19 protein-coding genes are annotated in these 19,468 nt (G+C 63.3%); 6 read left to right on the top strand and 13 right to left on the bottom strand.

Features of this window, described 5'->3' with window-relative positions; all coding sequences use genetic code 11:
* Positions 1 to 166: 166 nt before the first annotated feature.
* The 8 genes from AC0IYH_RS26020 to AC0IYH_RS25985 all read right to left on the bottom strand — a co-directional run bounded on the left by AC0IYH_RS26020 (position 167) and on the right by AC0IYH_RS25985 (position 7,812).
* Complete coding sequence (locus tag AC0IYH_RS26020; protein ID WP_471836901.1) at positions 167 to 1,342, bottom strand: ABC transporter substrate-binding protein; 1,176 nt, start codon at positions 1,340 to 1,342, stop codon at positions 167 to 169.
* Positions 1,339 to 2,313, bottom strand: coding sequence for a CobW family GTP-binding protein (locus tag AC0IYH_RS26015; protein WP_471836899.1), 975 nt, complete (start codon positions 2,311 to 2,313; stop codon positions 1,339 to 1,341). Before AC0IYH_RS26015 ends, AC0IYH_RS26020 begins: the two co-directional genes overlap by 4 nt.
* On the bottom strand, positions 2,310 to 2,609 hold the full coding sequence (locus AC0IYH_RS26010) for a hypothetical protein (protein ID WP_116630578.1): 300 nt from the start codon (positions 2,607 to 2,609) through the stop codon (positions 2,310 to 2,312). Before AC0IYH_RS26010 ends, AC0IYH_RS26015 begins: the two co-directional genes overlap by 4 nt.
* Before the next feature lie 13 nt (positions 2,610 to 2,622).
* A complete protein-coding gene (locus AC0IYH_RS26005; RefSeq protein WP_471836898.1) occupies positions 2,623 to 3,372 on the bottom strand; it encodes an SDR family NAD(P)-dependent oxidoreductase in 750 nt (249 codons plus the stop codon).
* A gap of 79 nt (positions 3,373 to 3,451) precedes the next feature.
* Positions 3,452 to 4,213 (bottom strand): SDR family oxidoreductase, encoded by a 762-nt coding sequence (locus AC0IYH_RS26000; protein ID WP_116630580.1) that lies wholly within the window; start codon positions 4,211 to 4,213, stop codon positions 3,452 to 3,454.
* Positions 4,214 to 4,223: 10 nt separating this feature from the next.
* On the bottom strand, positions 4,224 to 5,564 hold the full coding sequence (locus tag AC0IYH_RS25995) for an MFS transporter (protein ID WP_116630581.1): 1,341 nt from the start codon (positions 5,562 to 5,564) through the stop codon (positions 4,224 to 4,226).
* A gap of 26 nt (positions 5,565 to 5,590) precedes the next feature.
* Positions 5,591 to 6,469 (bottom strand): polysaccharide deacetylase family protein, encoded by an 879-nt coding sequence (locus AC0IYH_RS25990; RefSeq protein ID WP_003234086.1) that lies wholly within the window; start codon positions 6,467 to 6,469, stop codon positions 5,591 to 5,593.
* Between the two features lie 11 nt (positions 6,470 to 6,480).
* Positions 6,481 to 7,812, bottom strand: coding sequence for an amidase (locus tag AC0IYH_RS25985; RefSeq protein WP_471836895.1), 1,332 nt, complete (start codon positions 7,810 to 7,812; stop codon positions 6,481 to 6,483).
* 333 nt (positions 7,813 to 8,145) lie between these two features.
* On the opposite strand from AC0IYH_RS25985, the gene AC0IYH_RS25980 reads away from it, so the two are divergent.
* The 6 genes from AC0IYH_RS25980 (at position 8,146) to cmoB (ending at position 14,716) form a co-directional block, all read left to right on the top strand.
* Positions 8,146 to 9,135, top strand: coding sequence for a GntR family transcriptional regulator (locus AC0IYH_RS25980; protein ID WP_471836894.1), 990 nt, complete (start codon positions 8,146 to 8,148; stop codon positions 9,133 to 9,135).
* 173 nt (positions 9,136 to 9,308) lie between these two features.
* A complete protein-coding gene (gene lon, locus AC0IYH_RS25975; protein ID WP_122772659.1) occupies positions 9,309 to 11,729 on the top strand; it encodes an endopeptidase La in 2,421 nt (806 codons plus the stop codon).
* Positions 11,730 to 11,935: 206 nt separating this feature from the next.
* Complete coding sequence (locus AC0IYH_RS25970; RefSeq protein ID WP_116630585.1) at positions 11,936 to 12,325, top strand: protease inhibitor I42 family protein; 390 nt, start codon at positions 11,936 to 11,938, stop codon at positions 12,323 to 12,325.
* 1 nt (position 12,326) lies between these two features.
* The gene (locus AC0IYH_RS25965) at positions 12,327 to 12,983 is read left to right on the top strand and encodes a lysoplasmalogenase (protein ID WP_471836892.1); all 657 of its coding nucleotides are present in this window, start codon (positions 12,327 to 12,329) and stop codon (positions 12,981 to 12,983) included.
* Between the two features lie 36 nt (positions 12,984 to 13,019).
* The gene (gene cmoA / locus AC0IYH_RS25960) at positions 13,020 to 13,763 is read left to right on the top strand and encodes a carboxy-S-adenosyl-L-methionine synthase CmoA (RefSeq protein WP_471836890.1); all 744 of its coding nucleotides are present in this window, start codon (positions 13,020 to 13,022) and stop codon (positions 13,761 to 13,763) included.
* Positions 13,760 to 14,716 (top strand): tRNA 5-methoxyuridine(34)/uridine 5-oxyacetic acid(34) synthase CmoB, encoded by a 957-nt coding sequence (gene cmoB, locus AC0IYH_RS25955; RefSeq protein ID WP_116630588.1) that lies wholly within the window; start codon positions 13,760 to 13,762, stop codon positions 14,714 to 14,716. The genes cmoA and cmoB overlap by 4 nt, the downstream gene beginning before the upstream one ends.
* 15 nt (positions 14,717 to 14,731) lie before the next feature.
* Here the strand turns inward: cmoB and lhpH are convergent, their stop codons facing one another.
* The 5 genes from lhpH to recO form a co-directional block, all read right to left on the bottom strand.
* Complete coding sequence (gene lhpH / locus AC0IYH_RS25950) at positions 14,732 to 15,739, bottom strand: trans-3-hydroxy-L-proline dehydratase (RefSeq protein ID WP_471836889.1); 1,008 nt, start codon at positions 15,737 to 15,739, stop codon at positions 14,732 to 14,734.
* A 99-nt stretch (positions 15,740 to 15,838) separates the two neighbouring features.
* Positions 15,839 to 16,327, bottom strand: a complete 489-nt coding sequence (tadA, locus tag AC0IYH_RS25945) for a tRNA adenosine(34) deaminase TadA (protein WP_116630590.1) — start codon at positions 16,325 to 16,327, stop codon at positions 15,839 to 15,841.
* Positions 16,327 to 17,703, bottom strand: coding sequence for a multicopper oxidase family protein (locus AC0IYH_RS25940; RefSeq protein WP_122772667.1), 1,377 nt, complete (start codon positions 17,701 to 17,703; stop codon positions 16,327 to 16,329). The genes tadA and AC0IYH_RS25940 overlap by 1 nt, the downstream gene beginning before the upstream one ends.
* A gap of 239 nt (positions 17,704 to 17,942) precedes the next feature.
* Complete coding sequence (gene pdxJ / locus AC0IYH_RS25935) at positions 17,943 to 18,686, bottom strand: pyridoxine 5'-phosphate synthase (protein WP_116630591.1); 744 nt, start codon at positions 18,684 to 18,686, stop codon at positions 17,943 to 17,945.
* A gap of 51 nt (positions 18,687 to 18,737) precedes the next feature.
* Positions 18,738 to 19,421, bottom strand: coding sequence for a DNA repair protein RecO (recO, locus tag AC0IYH_RS25930; protein WP_116630592.1), 684 nt, complete (start codon positions 19,419 to 19,421; stop codon positions 18,738 to 18,740).
* Between the last annotated feature and the right edge of the window lie 47 nt (positions 19,422 to 19,468).

The raw sequence follows: 19,468 nt of genomic DNA, 5'->3' as shown, positions 1-19,468 counted from the left end.
GGCCCCCCACATCACTGTCGGATTACGGGCATGCCGAGCCTAGGCGAGGCACCGAGTGGTGGGGCGAGGACCTTTTGCTTACTTTTGGGTCCTTCCAAAAGTGAGCCGCTGTAAGAGCGGAACCCTAAGCCGCCGTTACCGCAGCAACGGATAGGTACTCAACCAATCAAACACAACGAGCCCGCATAAAATCCCCCCACCTGCGCACCAGATAATTGTGCTCATCCATCACCGAATTCCACACCGCAATATGCCCCATCCGCTGCTCATACGACCCCCCATCCCGCACTTCACCCACATCAATCAGCGGCAACCCATCACTCCCCAACAACTCCTCCCGAGCCGCCTTCCCGGCATACCAGTAATCCCACTCGGCGCTGCTCAAGTGATCGCGACTGCGCGCCGGATTACCGATGTAGTACCCCTGCCGCGCCATCACCGCCCCAGGCCAGCCCGACAGCCACCAATTCAAGTACGCATACGCCGCATCCAGCACCAGCCCCCGGGCATGCCGCGACAACGACAACCCACCAAACCAGGCCCGATACCCCTCGCGCGGCACCGCCAACCGATACTTCACCCCCGCCCGATGCAAGCGCATCAAGGTCGGCGACCACAAACTCTGAATATCAATGCTCGGGCTGAGCATCAGTTGCGCAGCCTCCTCGTCATCCGACCAGAACGCCGCAAAGTGCCCTTCCTTCTGCTTGCGCACCAGAATGTCGGCGAGCACATCGATCTCCTCGATGCTCATATTGCCGATGTCCCTGAAGCTGGCCAACCCCGCCCCCTGCACCGCCAACGCCGCATCCAGGGCGCCGATGGCCGCGTCGCTTTGCAGCGCCGTGCGCGCACGCCAGGCGGGGTCGAGCAGCCAGCCCCAGCTTTCATTGCCGTGGCAAAAGCCCTCCGGCAAACGCTCGGGGCGGTAAGCGAAGCTGTCGGCGTTGTGGGTCAGGGGCAGCATGCTGATGCGCTCGGTCACGGTGCTGCCGAGGCTGCCATCGTGCTGCACGAACAGCCGCTCGCTGGGCACGCTGCCGCTGCCCAGGCGGTCATCGGGCGACAGGCGCCCACGCTTGGGCAGGTCATTGATCTCGTGCCACAGCGCAATGCGCCGCGTGTCGATGGGCTGGATCGCCCGCGCCGGCCACACGAAGTCGACGTTGTGGAACCACTGGTCATACAGGTCGTAGCTGTCGGGCTGCATCACCGCGATGCGCTGGGCCTGTTCGACGTCATGCACCTGGTACACCAGGCGAATGCCCAGCTCCTGTTCGGCGCGCACGCGCAAGCATTCCAGCAAGGTCACCGAGGTACCGAGGACGCGCAGTGTGATCATGCCGCGAACCGCCGCGAGAACACGTCAAAGGAGCGCCGCAGCAGCACGGGGTCGAGGCCGCGCAGGATAAATACCAGGCGCGATTGACGGTCTGTGCCCGGCCACGCAGGCAAGTGCACCGGGGCATGCAGGCAATGCTGCACGCCATGAATGACGATGGGGGCGTTACTGGCGTTCACGTTGAGCAGCCCTTTGACGCGGAGGATTCGTTCGCCGTGGCATCTTAACAGCATCGACAACCACACCCCGAACCCCACCCAGTCCAGCGGCTGGTCGAACGTCAGGCTGCACACCTGCGCCGCGCCATGGGTGACGCTGGTGGCCTGGTGCAGTTGCCAGCGGCTGACTTCCACCGCGGGCTCGGCGCTGCGCAAGCCTTCGCCGAGCAGCAGTTGGTCGCCGCTGTGGATGTCCTGGGTATTGAGGATCGGCGTACCGGTGTTCAGCGCGTGCAGGTGGGCGCGCAACTCAGTGCACTCGCCTTCGAGGTCGGTCTTGCTCAGCAGCAGGCGATCCGCCGCCGCCACCTGCGCCAGCCATTCCGGGTGCAGGCGTTCTTGCAGCGTGGCGTGGCTGGCGTCGACCAGGGTGATGACCAGGCCGATATGGAAACGCCCACGCAGTTGCACGTCGTTGTTCAAGGTCGCGAGGATCGGCGCCGGGTCGGCGAGGCCGGTAGTCTCGAGGATCACCCGCTTGAACGCGGGGATTTCACCGCGCTCGCGGCGTTGCAGCAGGCCGAGCAGCGCGTCTTTCAGCTCGCCACGGATCGAGCAGCAGATGCAGCCGCTGGGCAGCAGCACGGTGTTCGGCGCCACCTCTTCGACCAGCAGATGGTCGATGCCGACATCGCCGAACTCGTTGATCAGCAGCGCCGTGTCGCCCAGGCTTTCACCTTGCAGCAGACGCTTGAGCAAAGTGGTTTTGCCGCTGCCGAGGAAGCCGGTGATGACATTCAGGGCGATGCTCATAAGGCTGACTCCAAGTGATCCAGCAGTTGCGGATCGAGAGGATCCAACGGGCGGCCGAGCATGGTTTCGGCTGCCTGCCAGAGTTGATCCAGCCCGCTGGCCAGTGCCTGCTTGCCGGTGGCGCCGAGCAGCAAATACGAGGCGCCCTGGAAGTCTTCGACCTTGAGCCGGAACACCGCCAGCACCTGGTTGATCGCGGCGATGCGGCGCAAACGCTCGCGGCGCCTGGGCAGCTCATCGCCCAGGGGATCGCTCCAGTGCAGGTCTTCGCCGAGCAATCCGCAGAGTCCGCACATGGCTACACCTTACTCATGGCATGACATCGCCGGAGTTCGGGCCGAGGGTCTGGCCAACGAACAGATTACCGCCCGGCTCGCTGGCGAGCAGCACGGCGGTGGGCGCCACTTCGTCCGCCAGGCCGAAGCGGCCCAGGGGCAGCTCCTTGGCCTTGGCGCGTTTCCATTCGTCGCTGATGCCGCCCACCAATGGCGTCTCGATCGGGCCGGGGGCGATGGCGTTGACCAGCACATTGTCCTTGGCCACTTCCAGCGCGAGGGATTTGGTAAAGCCGATCACCCCGGCCTTGGCGGCGGCGTAGTGGGTCAGTTCGGCGCCGCCCTTGATACCCAGTTGCGAGGCGACGTTGATGATCCGCCCCCAGCGCTGCGCGAGCATGTGCGGCAAGGCACGCTGGCTGGCGACAAACACACTGGTGAGGTCGACGCGCAGCATGTCGTTCCACATCTCGATGGACAGGTCGACGCAACGCGCCTGGGTGAGCATGCCGGCGTTGTTGACCAGGATATCGATGCCGCCGAAGTGCTCGACGCAACGGTCGACACTGGCCTGGGCGCCTTCGACCGTGCCGACATCGGCCAGGCATTCGAACACCTCGGCGCCGAGGTTGCGGCAGGTGATTGCGGTTTCGGCGAGGCTCGCAGCGTTGCGGTCGGCGAGCAGCAGGCGTGCGCCCTCGGCGGCGTAGGCACAGGCGATGGCGGCACCGATGCCGCTGCCGGCGCCGGTGATGACGGCACGGCGGTTAGTCAGTTGAGGCATGTAAATTCTCCAAAGCCAAACACAGGTCCAATGTGGGAGGGGGCAAGCCCCCTCCCACATTTGGATTGATGTACACCCGTTAGTCGGGCCAGCGCACAGTTAAGCCGCCGTCGATGATGATGCTTTGGCCAGTCAGATAGCTCGACGCTTCACTAGTCAAAAACTGCACCAGCGACGCCACTTCATCCGCGCGCCCTACCCGCCCCAGCGGAATCGCGCGCGCGGCCTTGGCCAGGCCTTCCGGCCCCAGCGAGTTCTTCGCATCCAGCGACTGCGGCGTCTCGATCAACCCCGGAATCACCGCATTGCAGCGAATGCCCTTGGCCGCCAACTCCACCGCCAGCGACCGGCACAACCCCGGCACGCCGGCCTTGGCCGCCGCGTAATGGCTGTGTTCCTGCCAGCCATAGACGCCGCCGGCAATCGATGAAATCGCCACCAGCGCGCCGCCCTCGCCCATATGCCGCGCCGCCGCACGGAAGGTGCGCATCACCCCCGTGAGGTCGACATTGAGCATCTCGTTCCACAGCGCGTCGGTCATGTCCAGCAAGGGCGCGCGGCGCAGCAAACCGGCGTTGGCCACCGCGTAATCGAGGCGGCCAAAATGCGCCACGGCCTGGGCGGCCAGCGCGTCTACCGAGTCGGTGTCGCCCACGTCCAGCGGCAACATCAGGCACTCGCCGCCCGCCTCTTCCACCAACGCTACGGTGGTGTGCGGGTCATGGGGATCGGCCGGGTAATACCCGCCGACCACCGCCACGCCGACGCGCGCGTACGCCACGGCGAGGGCTTGGCCGATGCCGCTGGCGGCACCGGTAATCAAGGCAACTTTACGGCTCATCGATAACTCCTTACTGAACGGTTTCCGGGCGCACATGGCGGGCGGCAAACATCAGCATCCCGGACAAGAAGCACGGCACGGCGCCAAACCACAGCGCGGCGGTCTGCCAGTCGCTGCCGGCGGACAACACCTGGGTAGCGCCGAAACCTGCGACCACTGCGCCAATCGGGCCCATGGCATGGATGATCGCGCCGCCGGTGGCACGGATGCTGGTCGGGAAACTTTCACTGATAAAAAACAGCGCCGCCGAGTAAGGCCCGATCAGGAAGAACAGGCCCAGGCTATACAGCCCGACCACCATCGCCATATTGCTCGGACCAAACAGCATCCCGGCAAACGACAGCCCGCCGAGCATCCAGCCCAGGCCAATGACATTGCGGCGGCCGATCTTGTCGCCCATCCAGCCGTGGCTGAGGTAACCGCAGTAGCCCACCAGGTTCGACAGCACGAGGATGATCAGCGAGTTCTCGAACGAGATGTGGTGCACGCTGACGATCACCGAAGTGCCCAACACACTGAACACCTGGATCGCCGCCCAGTTGAGCAACAGCGCAGCGCCGATCACCAGTGTCGCGCGGCGCGCCGGGCCACGGAACGCGGCTTTGAGGCCGGCCTTGCTGTGTTCGTCGTAGTCCACGCCGTAAGTTACGGCGACGTTCTGCGCTTCTTTCACCGCGCCGCTTTTACGCAGCTGGCTGATGCGTTGGTGGATCTGGAACTGCGGGCTCTCCTTGAGCTTGCGCGCCATGATCGCGATCACCACCGCCGGGATCGCGGCGAAGATAAAGCAGCCCTGCCAGCCGATGACCGGCAACAGCAGTGCGGTCAAACCGGCGGCGATCAGCGCACCGACCGGCCAACCGCCTTGCACCAGGCTGTAGATAAAGCCGCGACGCTTGGTCAGGCGCGGGTCTTCCGACGCACCGTACAGCTCGGTCAGGTACGTGGCGTTGACAGTTTCCTCGGCATACCCCAGGCCGCCCAACGAACGGATCAGAATCAACGGCGACTTGCCCCACGCCCCGCCAATCGCGGTCAGCGCCGAACACAGTGCGGAGCCGGCCACGGTGAAAATAATGCCTTTGCGGCGCCCCAGCTTGTCGACAATCGGGCCGATGGCCAGGGCGACCACGGCGGTGCCCACCGCCACCCAGGTCGCGATTTCAGCTTGCTCCACTTCACCCCAGCCAAAGTGCCGGCCGATCTCCGGCAGCAAGGTGCCGAACAGGATGAAGTCATACACCGCAAACACCCAGGCGAAAAACGCGATCCAGGTGGCAAAGCGCACTTCCTGGGACGTCAGTTGCCGGGGTTTCCAGCCAGTCAGGTCAAGCTTGTTGTAGATGGACATAAATCGCGCCTCGGAGGGGTTGGGAGTCAGGTACGCGGTTGGCGGCGGATAAAGTCGTCGGCGATTTCGTCGAAGGTGACGAAGCGCACGCCGGCATGGCTCTGGATGTGTTCGATCAGGCGTTCAAGCATCAGCAGCACTTGCGGACGGCCGGAGACGTCGGGGTGGATGGTCATGGTGAACACCGCGTGTTCGTGTTCGCGGTAGACCCAGTCGAACTGGTCGCGCCACATTTCTTCGAGGTGACGCGGGTTGACGAAGCCGTGGCTGTTGGGGGCCTTTTTGATGAACATCATCGGCGGCAGGTCGTCCAGGTACCAGTTGGCCGGGATCTCTACCAGGTCGGTTTCTTCGCCGCGCACCAGCGGTTTCATCCAGGTGTCGGGGTGCTGGCTGTAGTCGATCTTGGTCCAGCTGTCGCCCTTGCGTACGTAGTAGGGGTGGAAGTCGTTGTGCATCAGGCTGTGGTCGTACTTGATGCCTTTTTTCAGCAGTAACTCGTTGGTGACCTTGCTGAATTCCCACCACGGCGCGACGTAACCCGTCGGGCGTTTGCCGGTGACCTGGGTGATCAGCTCGATGGACTTATCCAGCACGATTTCTTCCTGCTCGGCCGTCATCGCAATCGGGTTTTCATGGCTGTAGCCATGCACGCCGATTTCGTGGCCGGCGTCGGCCACCGCCTTCATCTGCTCGGGAAAGGTTTCCATCGAGTGGCCGGGGATAAACCAGGTGGTGCGCAGGCCGTAGCGCTCGAACAGCTTGAGCAGGCGCGGCGCGCCGATTTCGCCGGCGAACAGGCCACGGGAGATGTCATCGGGCGAATCTTCGCCGCCGTAGGAGCCGAGCCAGCCGGCGACGGCGTCAACGTCGACGCCAAATGCACAAAGGATGTCTTTAGCCATGGTGTGTCTCCTTAAACGTTAAGTACGGATTCGACGGACAGGGCCGCGCGCAACAGGCGTGCGTCTTCTCCCGTCGGGGCGCTGAGCAGCAGCCCGGTGGGCAGCCCCTGGGCATCGCGGCCGCTGGGCAGGCTGACGCCCGGCATGTCGAGCAAACTGCCGGGCATGGTCAGGCGCAGGGTGGCGAGGTTGGTTTTAACGAAGAGGTCGTCGTCGGCTTCCAGCGGTGCCAGCGCCGGGGCGACGTGGGCGACTGTCGGGGTGATCAGGATTGCGCCGTCGAGGTCGTCGATCAGCTGTTGCTGCAGGCGCAGGCGTGCGTCGGTCAGGTGGATCAGTTGGCTGGCCGGCAATGCGCGCGCGGCTTCGAGACGGCGGCGCACGCGTGGGTCGAGTTGTTGCGCATCGGGGCTGTCGAGCAAGGCTTGGTGCAGGGCGAAGGCTTCGAAGGAGCCGAGCCAGCCGTGGTGTTTGATCAGGTCCAGGGTGGCCTGGAATCCACGGCTTTCACGTTCTTCGATCAACGCGCCTGCGGCCTTCAGCTGTTCTACGGCGCGCAGCAGGTTATTGCGTACGGCGGGGTCGATGTCTTCCAGCGTGCCCTGCTCCAGCACAAAACGCTGGCCCTTGAGGCTGCGGGCGCTGTGGCTTTGCGTGCGGCCGTGGAGCAGGTCGTCGATGGCCAATGCATCGCGCACGCTGCGGGTCAGCGGGCCGAGGCTGTCGAGGGTGTGTGCCAGCGGGAACACTGCGTCGCGGCTGTAGCGTCGGCTGCTGCTGCGATAGCCGACCAGGCCGTTGAGCGCGGCCGGTATGCGGATGGACCCGGCGGTGTCGGTACCCATGGCAATCGGCACAATACCGGCGGCAACCGCCACCGCCGAACCGGACGATGAGCCACCAGGGATGCGCGGCTGATCTGTGCCGTGGGGGTTATGCGGCGTGCCGAAATGCGGGTTCAGGCCCAGGCCCGAGTACGCCAGCTCGCTGAGGTTGGTCTTGCCGACGCTGACCATCCCGGCGCGGCACAGCAGGCCCACGGTTGGCGCATCGAGCAAGGCCGCGGGCGCGTTGCGACGGTAGGCGGCACCGGCGGTGGTGATGCTGCCGGCTACGTCGTACAGGTCCTTCCAGGCCAGGGGCACGCCGTCGAATACGCTCAACGGTTGCCCGGCACGCCAGCGCGCGGCAGACGCTTCGGCTTCGCGGCGGGCGCGCTCGGGGGTCAGGGAGATAAATACGCTGGTCGAACGGCTCGCATGCTCGAGTGCCTGTTCGAGCGCTTGCACCGGGTCGCTGCGGCCGCTGGCGAAAGACTCGGCCATTGAGGTAGCGTCTGACATCGGGAAACCTCTAAAACGTACATATTAATAAAATGTACATTTTACAAAGGCAGATTTCGTGCCAGTCTCTGTCCAGGGTTTTTCCTGCAACCCGGCGTTATCGTCAATAGCAGCGGGATAGATGGTTTTGCGCGAGGTAAAAAAATTGGGCGGCGCTGCCGGAATGGGCCGCCAATGAAATAATGTATCTTTTATTAATAAGTACATTTTGGTGCAGAAAAGTAACATTCCCACCTCCAGGGCCCCAAAAAAGTGCCACCGACGTGGCGCAGAGTGACAGGTGCATCTATGAGAGAATCCCCGGCCACCGACCTCTTTACCTCAGAGAACGCAATGAAAGCAGTGTCCGCCTCGGCCTCCCGTTACGCGATGATTCACCAGCTATTGCGTGACGCGATCGTCAACGGCACCGCCCGCCACGGGCTGGTGTTGCTGGAGGCACCGCTGGCCGAACTGTTCGGCACCAGCCGCGTACCGGTACGCAAGGCGCTGGACCTGCTGCATGCAGAAGGCCTGATCTGCCGCTTCAACGGCCGGGGTTACCTGATCAACCCCGAAGGCCTGGCCATGGAGCCGCTGCGCCTACCCCTGAGCCATGCGCACCTGGGCCTCAACGGTGACGACGAACTGGTGGACACGCGGCCGCTGGGCGAGCGCATCGTCGAGGAAATCGGCGCGGCGCTGTCCACCTGCATCGCCTTTGGCCATTACCGCCTGGACGAGCAGACCGCCGCCGACCACTACGGCGTCAGCCGCGCGGTGGTGCGTGAAGCGCTGATGCGCCTGCGCGACCGTGGCCTGGTGGAAAAAGAGCCCTACTCGCAATGGCTGGCCGGGCCCCTGACCGCGCGGGAAGTCACCGAAGACTACGAACTGCGCGCCTGCCTGGAGCCCGAAGCCCTGCGCCAAAGTGCGCCGAACCTCGACCGCGAGCAGCTCGAAGCCATGTTGCAACGCGTGCTCAATGCCCAGGACAACCCCGAGTGCAGCCTGGAAGCCATCGAGCAGATCGAGGAAGACTTGCACCAGCACTGCCTGGCCGGCCTGCAGAACCGCAAGATCGCCGCGCTGATCCGCCAGGGCCAGAGCCCGATGATCATCAGCCGGATTTTTCACCGCTTGCTGGGGATCGGCGCCGATCCCGCCATGCTTGCCGAACATCGCTTGATTCTGGAGTTGTTGCTGCATGGTGCGTTTGATGCTGCGGCGTTGAACCTGCGTGAGCATTTGCAGCGGGCCAGGCAGCGGATGTTGCAGCGGTTGAAGGTGCTCTCCGTACTTCCAGAACAACCCTTACCCGCCTACCTGCACAAAATCAGCTGAATGCTCGCAGGACAAAATGTGGGAGGGGCGGAGCGACGATTCGACTTGCCCCCTCCCACATTGACCGCATTGCAGCAGATAATTTATGCAATATGTTGCTATCTCACCCCCGCCATTGAAACCACCGCTGCCCCGCCCCATCTAACCTCCATACTTCCTTATGCAGGTGCCCCATGAGCGACCAGCAAGAATTCCCTGATTACGACCTAAACGACTACGCCGACCCCGAAAACGCTGAAACCCAGTCGTCCAACACCGGCCTGGCCCTGCCTGGGCAAAACCTGCCGGACAAGGTCTACATCATTCCGATCCACAATCGGCCGTTCTTCCCGGCGCAAGTGCTGCCGGTGATCGTCAATGAAGAGCCGTGGGCCGAAACCCTCGAGCTGGTGAGCAAATCCGACCACCACTCCCTGGCGCTGTTCTTCATGGACACCCCGCCCGAAGACCCGCGCCACTTCGACACCTCCAGCCTGCCGCTGTACGGCACCCTGGTGAAGGTGCACCACGCCAGCCGTGAGAACGGCAAACTGCAATTCGTCGCCCAGGGCCTGACCCGCGTACGCATCAAGACCTGGCTCAAGCACCATCGCCCACCGTACCTGGTGGAAGTCGAATACCCGCACCAGCCGACCCAGCCGACCGATGAGGTCAAGGCCTACGGCATGGCGCTGATCAATGCGATCAAGGAACTGCTGCCCCTCAACCCGCTGTACAGCGAAGAGTTGAAAAACTACCTCAACCGCTTCAGCCCCAACGACCCGTCGCCGCTCACCGACTTCGCCGCCGCGCTGACCTCGGCCACCGGCAACGAGCTGCAGGAAGTGCTGGACTGCGTGCCCATGCTCAAGCGCATGGAAAAAGTGTTGCCGATGCTGCGCAAGGAAGTCGAAGTCGCGCGCCTGCAAAAAGAGCTGTCCGCCGAAGTGAACCGCAAGATCGGCGAGCACCAGCGCGAGTTCTTCCTCAAGGAGCAACTCAAGGTCATCCAGCAGGAGCTGGGCCTGACCAAGGACGACCGCAGCGCCGACGTCGAGCAGTTCGAACAGCGCCTGCAAGGCAAGGTGCTGCCGGCCCAGGCGAAAAAACGCATTGATGAAGAACTGAACAAACTGTCGATCCTGGAAACCGGCTCGCCGGAATACGCGGTCACGCGCAACTACCTCGACTGGGCCACCTCGGTGCCGTGGGGCGTGTATGGCGAAGACAAGCTCGACCTGAAACACGCGCGCAAGGTGCTGGATAAACACCATGCGGGCCTGGACGACATCAAGAGCCGCATCCTCGAATTCCTCGCGGTGGGCGCTTATAAAGGCGAAGTCGCCGGCTCCATCGTGCTGCTGGTGGGCCCGCCGGGTGTGGGCAAGACCAGTGTGGGTAAATCCATCGCCGAGTCCCTGGGCCGGCCGTTCTACCGCTTCAGCGTCGGCGGCATGCGCGACGAGGCCGAGATCAAGGGCCATCGCCGCACCTACATCGGCGCCCTGCCGGGCAAGCTGGTGCAGGCGCTCAAAGATGTGGAAGTGATGAACCCGGTGATCATGCTCGACGAGATCGACAAGATGGGCCAGAGCTTCCAGGGCGACCCGGCTTCGGCGCTGCTGGAAACCCTCGACCCTGAGCAGAACGTCGAATTCCTCGACCATTACCTGGACCTGCGCCTGGACCTGTCCAAAGTGCTGTTCGTGTGCACCGCCAACACCCTGGATTCGATCCCCGGCCCGTTGCTGGACCGCATGGAAGTCATTCGCCTATCGGGTTACATCACCGAAGAAAAAGTCGCCATCGCCAAGCGCCACCTGTGGCCAAAACAGCTGGATAAAGCCGGCGTGGCCAAAACCAGCCTGACCATCAGCGATGGCGCCCTGCGCGCATTGATCGACGGCTATGCGCGGGAAGCCGGGGTGCGCCAGTTGGAGAAACAGCTGGGCAAACTGGTGCGCAAGGCGGTGGTCAAGCTGCTGGACGAACCGGATTCGGTGATCAAGCTCGGCACCAAGGACCTTGAAGGTTCACTGGGCATGCCGGTGTTCCGCAACGAGCAAGTGTTGTCCGGCACCGGTGTGATCACCGGCCTGGCCTGGACCAGCATGGGCGGCGCCACGTTGCCGATCGAGGCGACGCGTATCCACACGCTCAATCGCGGCTTCAAGCTCACCGGGCAGTTGGGCGAAGTGATGAAGGAATCCGCCGAGATCGCCTACAGCTACATCAGCTCGAACCTGAAGTCGTTTGGCGGTGACCCGAAGTTCTTCGACGAAGCCTTCGTGCACTTGCACGTGCCGGAAGGTGCCACGCCGAAAGACGGCCCGAGCGCCGGCGTGACCATGGCCAGTGCGCTGCTGTCGCTGGCGCGTAACCAGGCGCCGAAAAAAGGCGTGGCGATGACCGGCGAGCTGACCTTGACCGGGCATGTACTGCCGATTGGCGGCGTGCGTGAGAAGGTGATTGCGGCGCGGCGTCAGAAGATTCATGAGCTGATTCTGCCGGAGCCGAACCGTGGCAGTTTTGAAGAGTTGCCGGAGTACCTGAAGGAAGGGATGACGGTGCACTTTGCCAAGCGGTTTGCGGATGTGGCGAAGGTGTTGTTCTGATAGCTATGTAGTGACTCAAATGGCCTCATCGGGGGCAAGTCGAATCGTCGCACCGCCCCTCCCACATTTTGAACTGTGAATACTTTCAAGTGTGGGAGGGGGCTTGCCCCCGATGAGGCCAGACCTGCCAACACCACCCCCCTCCAGTCACACCTTGTCTCATCTTCGGTTATGCTCGCCCTTCGTCATCTTTCAACGGAGCCTTCATGACCGCTGCCCGCCTGCTTCTCCCCTTGAGCCTTGCCCTGCTGGCCGCCTGCGCCAGTGCCCCCAAGCAAAACATCAGCGTGGAAAACCAGAGCGCCTGCCCGCTCCAGCTTAAAACCGGGCAAAACCTGATCCTCACCCTGCCAAGCAACCCCACCACCGGCTACCGCTGGGCCATCCAGGACTCCGCCGGCGGCGTGCTGCGCGCGCTGAGCCCCGAGGTCTACAGCAGTTCCGAATCCGGCGTGATCGGCGGCGGTGGCCAGTCCACCTGGCGCTTCCAGGCCTTCGCCGCCGGCCAGGGGCGTTTGCGCCTGACCTCCCAGCAACCCTGGGAGCCGGAAGCCGAACCCGCCGAGACTTTCGACTGCGCCATTACGGTGAACTGATATGCCCTGGCTGATCCTTGCGTTGATGGGCGCCGGCACGTTTATCTACGGCTTGAGCACCCATGCGGCGTTGTTGTGCCTGCTGGTCAAACCCATGCCGGTGCTGGCACTGCTGGGCTGGCTGCATGACGCACCGCCCAGCGACTATCGACGCTGGATCAGCCTGGGGCTGATTTTTTCCCTGGTCGGCGACGTGTTGCTCGCCTGGCCGGGCGACTTGTTTATCTTCGGCCTGGGCGCCTTTCTGTTTGCACACCTAGCCTACCTCAAGGCGTATTTCAGCGACTGCCGACGCTTGGCCCTGCTGCCGCTGGTGTTGGCGCTGGGCGTGAGTGCGATCCTGTTGAGCATCCTGATCTCCCACGGCCTCGGCGACCTGCTGATTCCGGTGGTGGTTTACGCCCTGGTGATCAGCGCCATGCTCTGGCGTGCGTTGGCGCGCCTGGGCAGTAACGTGCCGAAACGCTCGGCACTGCTGGCGGCGGCGGGTGCGGCGTCGTTTGTGTTTTCCGACACGCTGATCGGCATCAATCGGTTTGTCGTGTCATTCGAAGCAGCACCGTATTTGTTGATCACCACCTATTGGCTCGGGCAATGGGGCATCACCGCCTCGGCTTTCCATCAGACAACCCGCGCGCGCGTGGACGAACTTGGCTAAAATGCCGGCCTTTCCCCTGTCGTCGCCGGAACAACCGTGAGCAAAGAACCCGATCGCCTATTCGCCCAGCCCCTGCCCCAGGTGCCGGACTTCGCCTTTAACGAGGACGTGGTGCGGGTGTTCCCGGACATGATCAAGCGCTCGGTGCCGGGTTACCCGACCATCGTCGAAAACCTCGGCGTGCTCGCAGCGCAGTTTGCCCAGCCGAACAGCGTGCTCTATGACCTCGGTTCGTCCCTTGGCGCGGTGACCCAAGCCCTGCGCCGCCATGTGCGCACCGACGGCTGCCGCGTGATCGCTGTGGATAACTCGGCGGCCATGGTCGAGCGTTGCCGCGAATACCTCAACGGCCAGGACTCGATGTTCCAGGAGTTGCTGCCGGTGGAGGTGATCGAGGGCGACATCCTTGCGCTGCAGTTCCAGCCGGCCTCGGTGGTGGCGCTGAATTTCACCCTGCAATTTATCGCCCCCGAGGAGCGCCTGGCGCTGCTCGGGCGTATCCGCCAGGCGCTGCTGCCGGGCGGCGCGTTGATCCTTTCGGAAAAGCTGCGCTTCAACGATGTTGAAGAACACGCGTTGCTCACCGACCTGCATATCGCGTTCAAACGCGCCAACGGCTACAGCGAACTGGAAATTGCCCAGAAGCGCAGCGCCATCGAAAACGTCATGAAGCCCGACAGCCTCGAAGAACACCGCGAACGCCTGCTGGCGGCCGGGTTCTCGACAGTCGTGCCGTGGTTCCAGTGTCTTAACTTTGCCTCGTTGATTGCCTTGCCATGATTGATCTGTCCCCCCTCGCCCGCCACTTGGTCGGCACTCCCTTGGCCGTGTGGGCCCAAGGCCTGCAAGCGCAACTCGATAGCAAGATGGAAAAGGGCCATGGCGACCTGGAGCGTTGGCAAAGTGCGCTGGATGCGCTGCCGAACATCCAGCCCAGCGACGTCGACCTGCTCAACGGCCTGGTGCTGGACACCGATTGCGACGACGCCACCCGCGCACAGATGCACACTGCGCTGATGGGCCTGAGCCCGTGGCGCAAAGGGCCGTTCCACCTGTTCGGCGTGCACGTGGACACCGAATGGCGCTCGGACTGGAAGTGGTCGCGGGTCGCGCCGCACCTGAACCTGAAAGGCAAACGCATCCTCGACGTGGGCTGCGGCAACGGCTACTACATGTGGCGCATGCTCGGCGCCGGTGCCGACAGCGTGATTGGCGTGGACCCGAACTGGCTGTTTTTCTGCCAGTTCCAGGCGGTGCAGCGTTACCTGTCCGCGCCGAAAGCCTGGCACCTGCCCTTCCCGTTCGAAGACCTGCCGGCCAACCTGGAAGGTTTCGACACGGTGTTTTCCATGGGCGTGTTCTACCACCGTCGCTCACCGATCGAGCACCTGCTGGCATTGAAGGACACCCTGGTAAAAGGCGGCGAGCTGGTCCTGGAAACGTTGGTGGTGGAAGGCGATCAACAGCAAGTGCTGGTGCCGGAAGATCGCTACGCGCAGATGCGTAACGTGTGGTTCCTGCCATCGGTGCCGGCGCTGATGCTGTGGCTGCGTCGCGCGGGTTTCAGTGACGTGAGGTGCGTGGATGTGAGCGTGACCACCCTCGAGGAACAGCGTGGGACCGAGTGGATGAAGTATCAGTCCCTGAGTGATTTCCTTGATCCGCAGGATCACAGCAAGACCATCGAAGGGCTGCCGGCACCGATGCGGGCGGTGATTATCGCCCGCAAGTAGCACGCCTAACGCAGATCAACGCACCAGGAAGCCGTTACTCAGCGGGTCCCGGTCGTCGATCAGCCAACTGGCAAAACCATAGATATAAGCGCTGCCCGACACTTCGGGAATGACCGCCGCAAATTCGCCGACCTCAGCCTGTTCAATGACATGCCCACTGAACACGGAGCCGATGACCGATTCATTCACCAGCGTTTCACCGGCGGCCAACTGCCCACGCAAATAGAGCTGAGCAATGCGCCCGGCCGTCCCCGAACCCGTGGGCGAGCGGTCCACCTGCCGATCGGCAAACACGCAGCAGTTGGCCTGCGTCGAACCCGAGTGTCGCGCCGGGCCGTCAATAATCGTGCCGTAGATATGGTTCAACTCCGGGATAAACGGGTGCACCACCGGGTACTTGGCATTGGCCGCCTGCTTGACCTCATCGCCAAATTGCGTGAGCGTGCTGACCGATGCCTCATCGATGCTCAGCCCTTTGGCGGCGCCCGAGGTGTAGAAGTAAAACGCTCCGCCATAGGCAATGTCGCCGGTGACGCTACCGAAACTTGGCGTCTCGACCGTTGCATCGCGCAGGTAGATGAACGACGGCACATTCACGAACCTCACCGCCCCGCAACGCTCGCCATCCCACTGCACAAACGCTTCGATAAACCCACACGGCGCGTCAATGCCTACACGGGTTTCAGGCGACGTGGGCTGAACCCAGCCCAATTCTACGGCGGCCGTAGCCAAGGCAATGACGCCATGGCCGCAATGGTCGCTGTACCCTTGGTTGTGCACAAAGATGATGCCGAAATCAGCCCCGGGCGACACCGCTTCGGTCAGGTAGCCGGCGTACATGTCCGCGTGCCCGCGCGGCTCGAAGATCAGCGCCGTGCGCACGCTGTCCAGGTTGTCCTTGATCCACTGGCGCCGCTCGACGATGGTATTGCCGGGAAAGCGCGGCAACCCGCTGGTGACAATCCTGAAGGCTTCACCGCCGGTATGAACTTCCACGGTGTCGATTTTTTTACCGAATTGCATGAGAGGGGCCCGCCTGGTCGGTTAAATAACGATGGGCTTTTTTACCCTCGACCCGGGAACAAGTAACGCCTGCATGTGTTACCGAATTTCTGCGACGCTCTAGCGTGCGCGACGCGCCTTGAAAAACTCACTGAGCACCGCACCGCATTCCTCCGCCAGCACCCCGCCTTCAAACAACACCCGGTGATTCAAAAATCCCTGGGTAAAAAACTGCCCCTGGCTCTGCACAATCCCCGCCTTTGGCTCCAGCGCGCCATACACCACCCGCGCGACCCGCGAATGCACGATCAACCCCGCACACATGCTGCACGGTTCCAGCGTCACATACAGCGTGCTGCCCACCAGCCGGTAGTTGCTGATCGCCTGCGCGGCAGCGCGGATGGCGACCATCTCGGCATGGGCGCTGGGGTCGTTGCCGCTGATCGGGCAATTGAAGCCGCGGCCGATGATTTCACCGTTTTGCACCAGCACCGCGCCTACCGGTACTTCACCGAGGGCGGCGCCTTGGGCGGCGAGGGCCAGGGCTTCGCGCATGAAGTCCTGGTCGCGGCTGCGGTCGATGATCGCTGCGGGGCGAACCTGGCGCATCACGCCACCTCGATGGCGGCCATCAGGCCGGTTTCCATGTGGTCGATCACGTGGCAGTGGAACATCCACACCCCCGGGTTATCCGCCACCAGCGCCACGCGGGCGCGTTCGTTCTTGCCCAGCAGGTAGGTGTCGGTGAAATACGGAATCACCTTGTGGCGGTTCGAGGCGATCACCTTGAAGCTCATGCCGTGCAGGTGGATCGGGTGCTGGTACTGGGTCATGTTCTTCAATTCGAAAATGTAGCTCTTGCCCTTCTCCAGCTTGGCAATCGGGCGGTCGGCGCAAGTCTTGTCGGTGATGTCCCAGGCCTTGCCGTTGATTTGCCACAAGCTCGGCGGCTTGCCGTTATCCACCGACACGGTGCCGACCCACTCGAAATTGAAGTTGAGTTTCTCGGCATTGGCCAGGTCCGGCTCGGCAATCGGGTTGGCCGGCAATGCGGGCGGCCACTCGGTCGGCGCGTCGGTGTTGGCGACTGAGCGGAAGGTGCCCAGGCGCACCGGGCCGTTGCGGATCGACAGCTCTTCGCCGGCCGGCGGCGCCTTGATCGCCAGGCAGATACGCATGCCCGGGCCCAGCCAGTATTCCTTGCCCAACGGGCGCGGCTCGATGGGGTTGCCGTCCAGCGCGTAGATCTGCGCTTCGACGTCGGGGATGTTGAGGCGGTAAGTCAGGGTGTTGTCGAGGTTGAGCAGACGCACGCGGGTGATTTGCCCGGCGGGCAGATCGATCACCGCCTGGGACACGCCATTGATGGTCGACAGGCGCCCCGCCGTGCCGCCACGCGCCGCCTCACGCGGGATGCTGAAGGCGACAAACGCGCCCTCTTCGTCCACATGCCAGCTCTTAAGGCTCAAGGTGCGTTCGTGCTTGAACCCGGTGGGCTCGCGCTCTTCGATGATCAGCGGGCCGACCAGGCCACGGCCGAGTTCTTCGCTGCTGTTCACATGGGGGTGATACCAGTAGCTGCCGGCGTCGGGCACGCGGAATTTGTAGTCGAAGTATTCACCGGGCAGCACCGGCAATTGCGAGACGTAGGGCACGCCGTCCATTTCCAGCGGCAGGCGGATGCCGTGCCAGTGGATGGTGGTGGCGACCGGCAGGTGGTTGATAAAGCGTACCCGCAGCCATTCGCCCTGGCGCACGCGCAATTCGGTGCCCGGCGCCGACGGGCCGAACGCCCAGGCTTCGGTTTTGTGGCCCGGCACCAGCTCCACGTCGAGTGGCGCGGCGATCAACTCGTAGTCATGCCCCGCCTCGGCCTCGGCGACTTTCCCCAGCCAGTAGCGATAGGCACCACCGGCACCGACGCCCACTACGGCCAGGCCGGCAAGGCCACCCAGGATTTGTCGACGGGAAAAGGATCGGGACACAACAACCTCACGTATCTGCCGCAGGCACACGGCCTGCAAAGGGCAGATACGATACACCTGCATCGGCTAAACAGTAAGACTTCGCATTGCCGCAGGATTGAATTCACTGAGGATCAAAATGTGGGAGGGGGCTTGCTCCCGATAGCGGTGGGTCAGCTACAGATAAGTTGGCTGACACACTGCCATCGGGGGCAAGCCCCCTCCCACATTTGAACTTCAGTGCTTGTAAGACTGTGTTTCTAGTGCTTGGCAGCAGCCAGGATCAGCGCCTTCATCTCCGCCACCGCCCCCTTGAAACCGACGAACAGCGCATGGGCTACCAGCGCATGGCCGATGTTCAGCTCGTTGATGCCTTTGATCGCCGCCACGGCTTCGACGTTGTGGTAGTGCAAGCCATGCCCGGCATTGACGATCAGGCCTTCGCCCAGGCCGCAGTTCACGCCGTCGATGATGCGTTGCAACTCTTCGGCGACTTCGGTCGGCGTGGTGGCATCGGCATAACGGCCGGTGTGCAGTTCGATGGCCGGCGCACCGACACGGCGCGAGGCTTCGATCTGGCGCTCGTCGGCGTCGATGAACAGCGACACTTCACTGCCGATCTTCGACAGGCGCTCCACGGCAGCCTTGATCCGCGCTTCCTGGCCGGCCACGTCGAGGCCGCCTTCGGTGGTGAGTTCCTGGCGGGTTTCCGGGACCAGGCAGATATGCGCCGGGCGGATGCGTTCGGCGAACAGCATCATTTCCTCGGTGACGCCCATTTCGAAGTTCATGCGGGTCTGCAGCACGTCCTTGAGCAGCAACACGTCGCGCTCCTGGATGTGCCGGCGGTCTTCGCGCAGGTGCACGGTGATGCCGTCGGCGCCCGCTTCTTCGGCGTCCAGCGCGGCCTTGACCGGGTCCGGGTAACGGGTGCCCCGGGCCTGGCGCAGGGTGGCGACGTGGTCGATGTTGACGCCAAGAAGAATGCGATTGCTGGTGGTCACGGAAGCGCTCCTGAAAAGGGAAAGAATCGGTGCACAGCATACACGGGGATGTCAGGGCTTTCGAAACAACTCGCGACTGACCAGCGGCCGGCCGCCCAAGTGCACGGCCAGCGCCTGGCGCATCAAACGCTTGGCCGCAGACAAGGCGCCGGGGGCGGTCCAGTCGGCTTCGCTCATGGCCAGCAGCTCGGTGCCCTGGAACAGGCCCGGTTGCAGCAGGTACACGCGCTCAAGGCCGGCGTCGACTTGCAGACGGTACATGCCATCGGCGGCGATGGGTTCGCCGTGCAGGTCGTTGCTCAATTCGAAGCCGTAGCCCAGGTCGTCCAGCAGGCGCCATTCGAAGGCGCGAAGCAACGGCTCCAGCGGGCGGCCTTCAGCCAGGGCCAGCAAGGTGGCGGCATAGTGATCGAACACGCCCGGGTGCGGGTCTTCGGCGGGCAGCAGGCGAATCAGCAACTCGTTGAGGTAGAGGCCGCTGAACAGCGCCTCGCCATTGAGCCAGGCGGAGGTGCCGACGCTTTCCAGGCGGCCGACGTTTTTAAGCTCGCCCTTGCCGCGAAACTCCACGTCCAGCGCCACGAACGGCCGCGCCAGCGTGCCCGCCTTGCCCCGCGCACTGCGCAATACCGCACGCAGGCGGCCCTGGGGCGTTAGGAAGTCGACCAGCGCGCTGGTCTCGCGATAGGCGCGGCTGTGCAGGACGTAGGCGAGTTGGCTGATGGGTTGGGACATGGGTTCTCGATCTTGAAAACAACACAAACCTAATGTGGGAGGGGGCT

This window comes from Pseudomonas sp. AC463 (assembly GCF_979253585.1).
The sequence above is the reverse complement of the archived record's forward strand: the minus strand, read 5'-3'. Positions and strand labels throughout refer to the sequence as shown.

Coding starts and splice junctions, on each gene's coding strand:
- AC0IYH_RS26000 (WP_116630580.1), bottom strand. CDS start 4,213: ATGAGCCGTAAAGTTGCCTTGATTACCGGTGCCGCCAGCGGCATCGGC.
- AC0IYH_RS26005 (WP_471836898.1), bottom strand. CDS start 3,372: ATGCCTCAACTGACTAACCGCCGTGCCGTCATCACCGGCGCCGGCAGC.
- AC0IYH_RS25970 (WP_116630585.1), top strand. CDS start 11,936: ATGACCGCTGCCCGCCTGCTTCTCCCCTTGAGCCTTGCCCTGCTGGCC.
- AC0IYH_RS25995 (WP_116630581.1), bottom strand. CDS start 5,564: ATGTCCATCTACAACAAGCTTGACCTGACTGGCTGGAAACCCCGGCAA.
- cmoB (WP_116630588.1), top strand. CDS start 13,760: ATGATTGATCTGTCCCCCCTCGCCCGCCACTTGGTCGGCACTCCCTTG.
- tadA (WP_116630590.1), bottom strand. CDS start 16,327: ATGCGCCAGGTTCGCCCCGCAGCGATCATCGACCGCAGCCGCGACCAG.
- AC0IYH_RS26010 (WP_116630578.1), bottom strand. CDS start 2,609: ATGTGCGGACTCTGCGGATTGCTCGGCGAAGACCTGCACTGGAGCGAT.
- AC0IYH_RS25990 (WP_003234086.1), bottom strand. CDS start 6,469: ATGGCTAAAGACATCCTTTGTGCATTTGGCGTCGACGTTGACGCCGTC.
- lhpH (WP_471836889.1), bottom strand. CDS start 15,739: ATGCAATTCGGTAAAAAAATCGACACCGTGGAAGTTCATACCGGCGGT.
- AC0IYH_RS25980 (WP_471836894.1), top strand. CDS start 8,146: ATGAAAGCAGTGTCCGCCTCGGCCTCCCGTTACGCGATGATTCACCAG.
- recO (WP_116630592.1), bottom strand. CDS start 19,421: ATGTCCCAACCCATCAGCCAACTCGCCTACGTCCTGCACAGCCGCGCC.
- AC0IYH_RS25965 (WP_471836892.1), top strand. CDS start 12,327: ATGCCCTGGCTGATCCTTGCGTTGATGGGCGCCGGCACGTTTATCTAC.
- AC0IYH_RS25985 (WP_471836895.1), bottom strand. CDS start 7,812: ATGTCAGACGCTACCTCAATGGCCGAGTCTTTCGCCAGCGGCCGCAGC.
- AC0IYH_RS26020 (WP_471836901.1), bottom strand. CDS start 1,342: ATGATCACACTGCGCGTCCTCGGTACCTCGGTGACCTTGCTGGAATGC.
- AC0IYH_RS26015 (WP_471836899.1), bottom strand. CDS start 2,313: ATGAGCATCGCCCTGAATGTCATCACCGGCTTCCTCGGCAGCGGCAAA.
- lon (WP_122772659.1), top strand. CDS start 9,309: ATGAGCGACCAGCAAGAATTCCCTGATTACGACCTAAACGACTACGCC.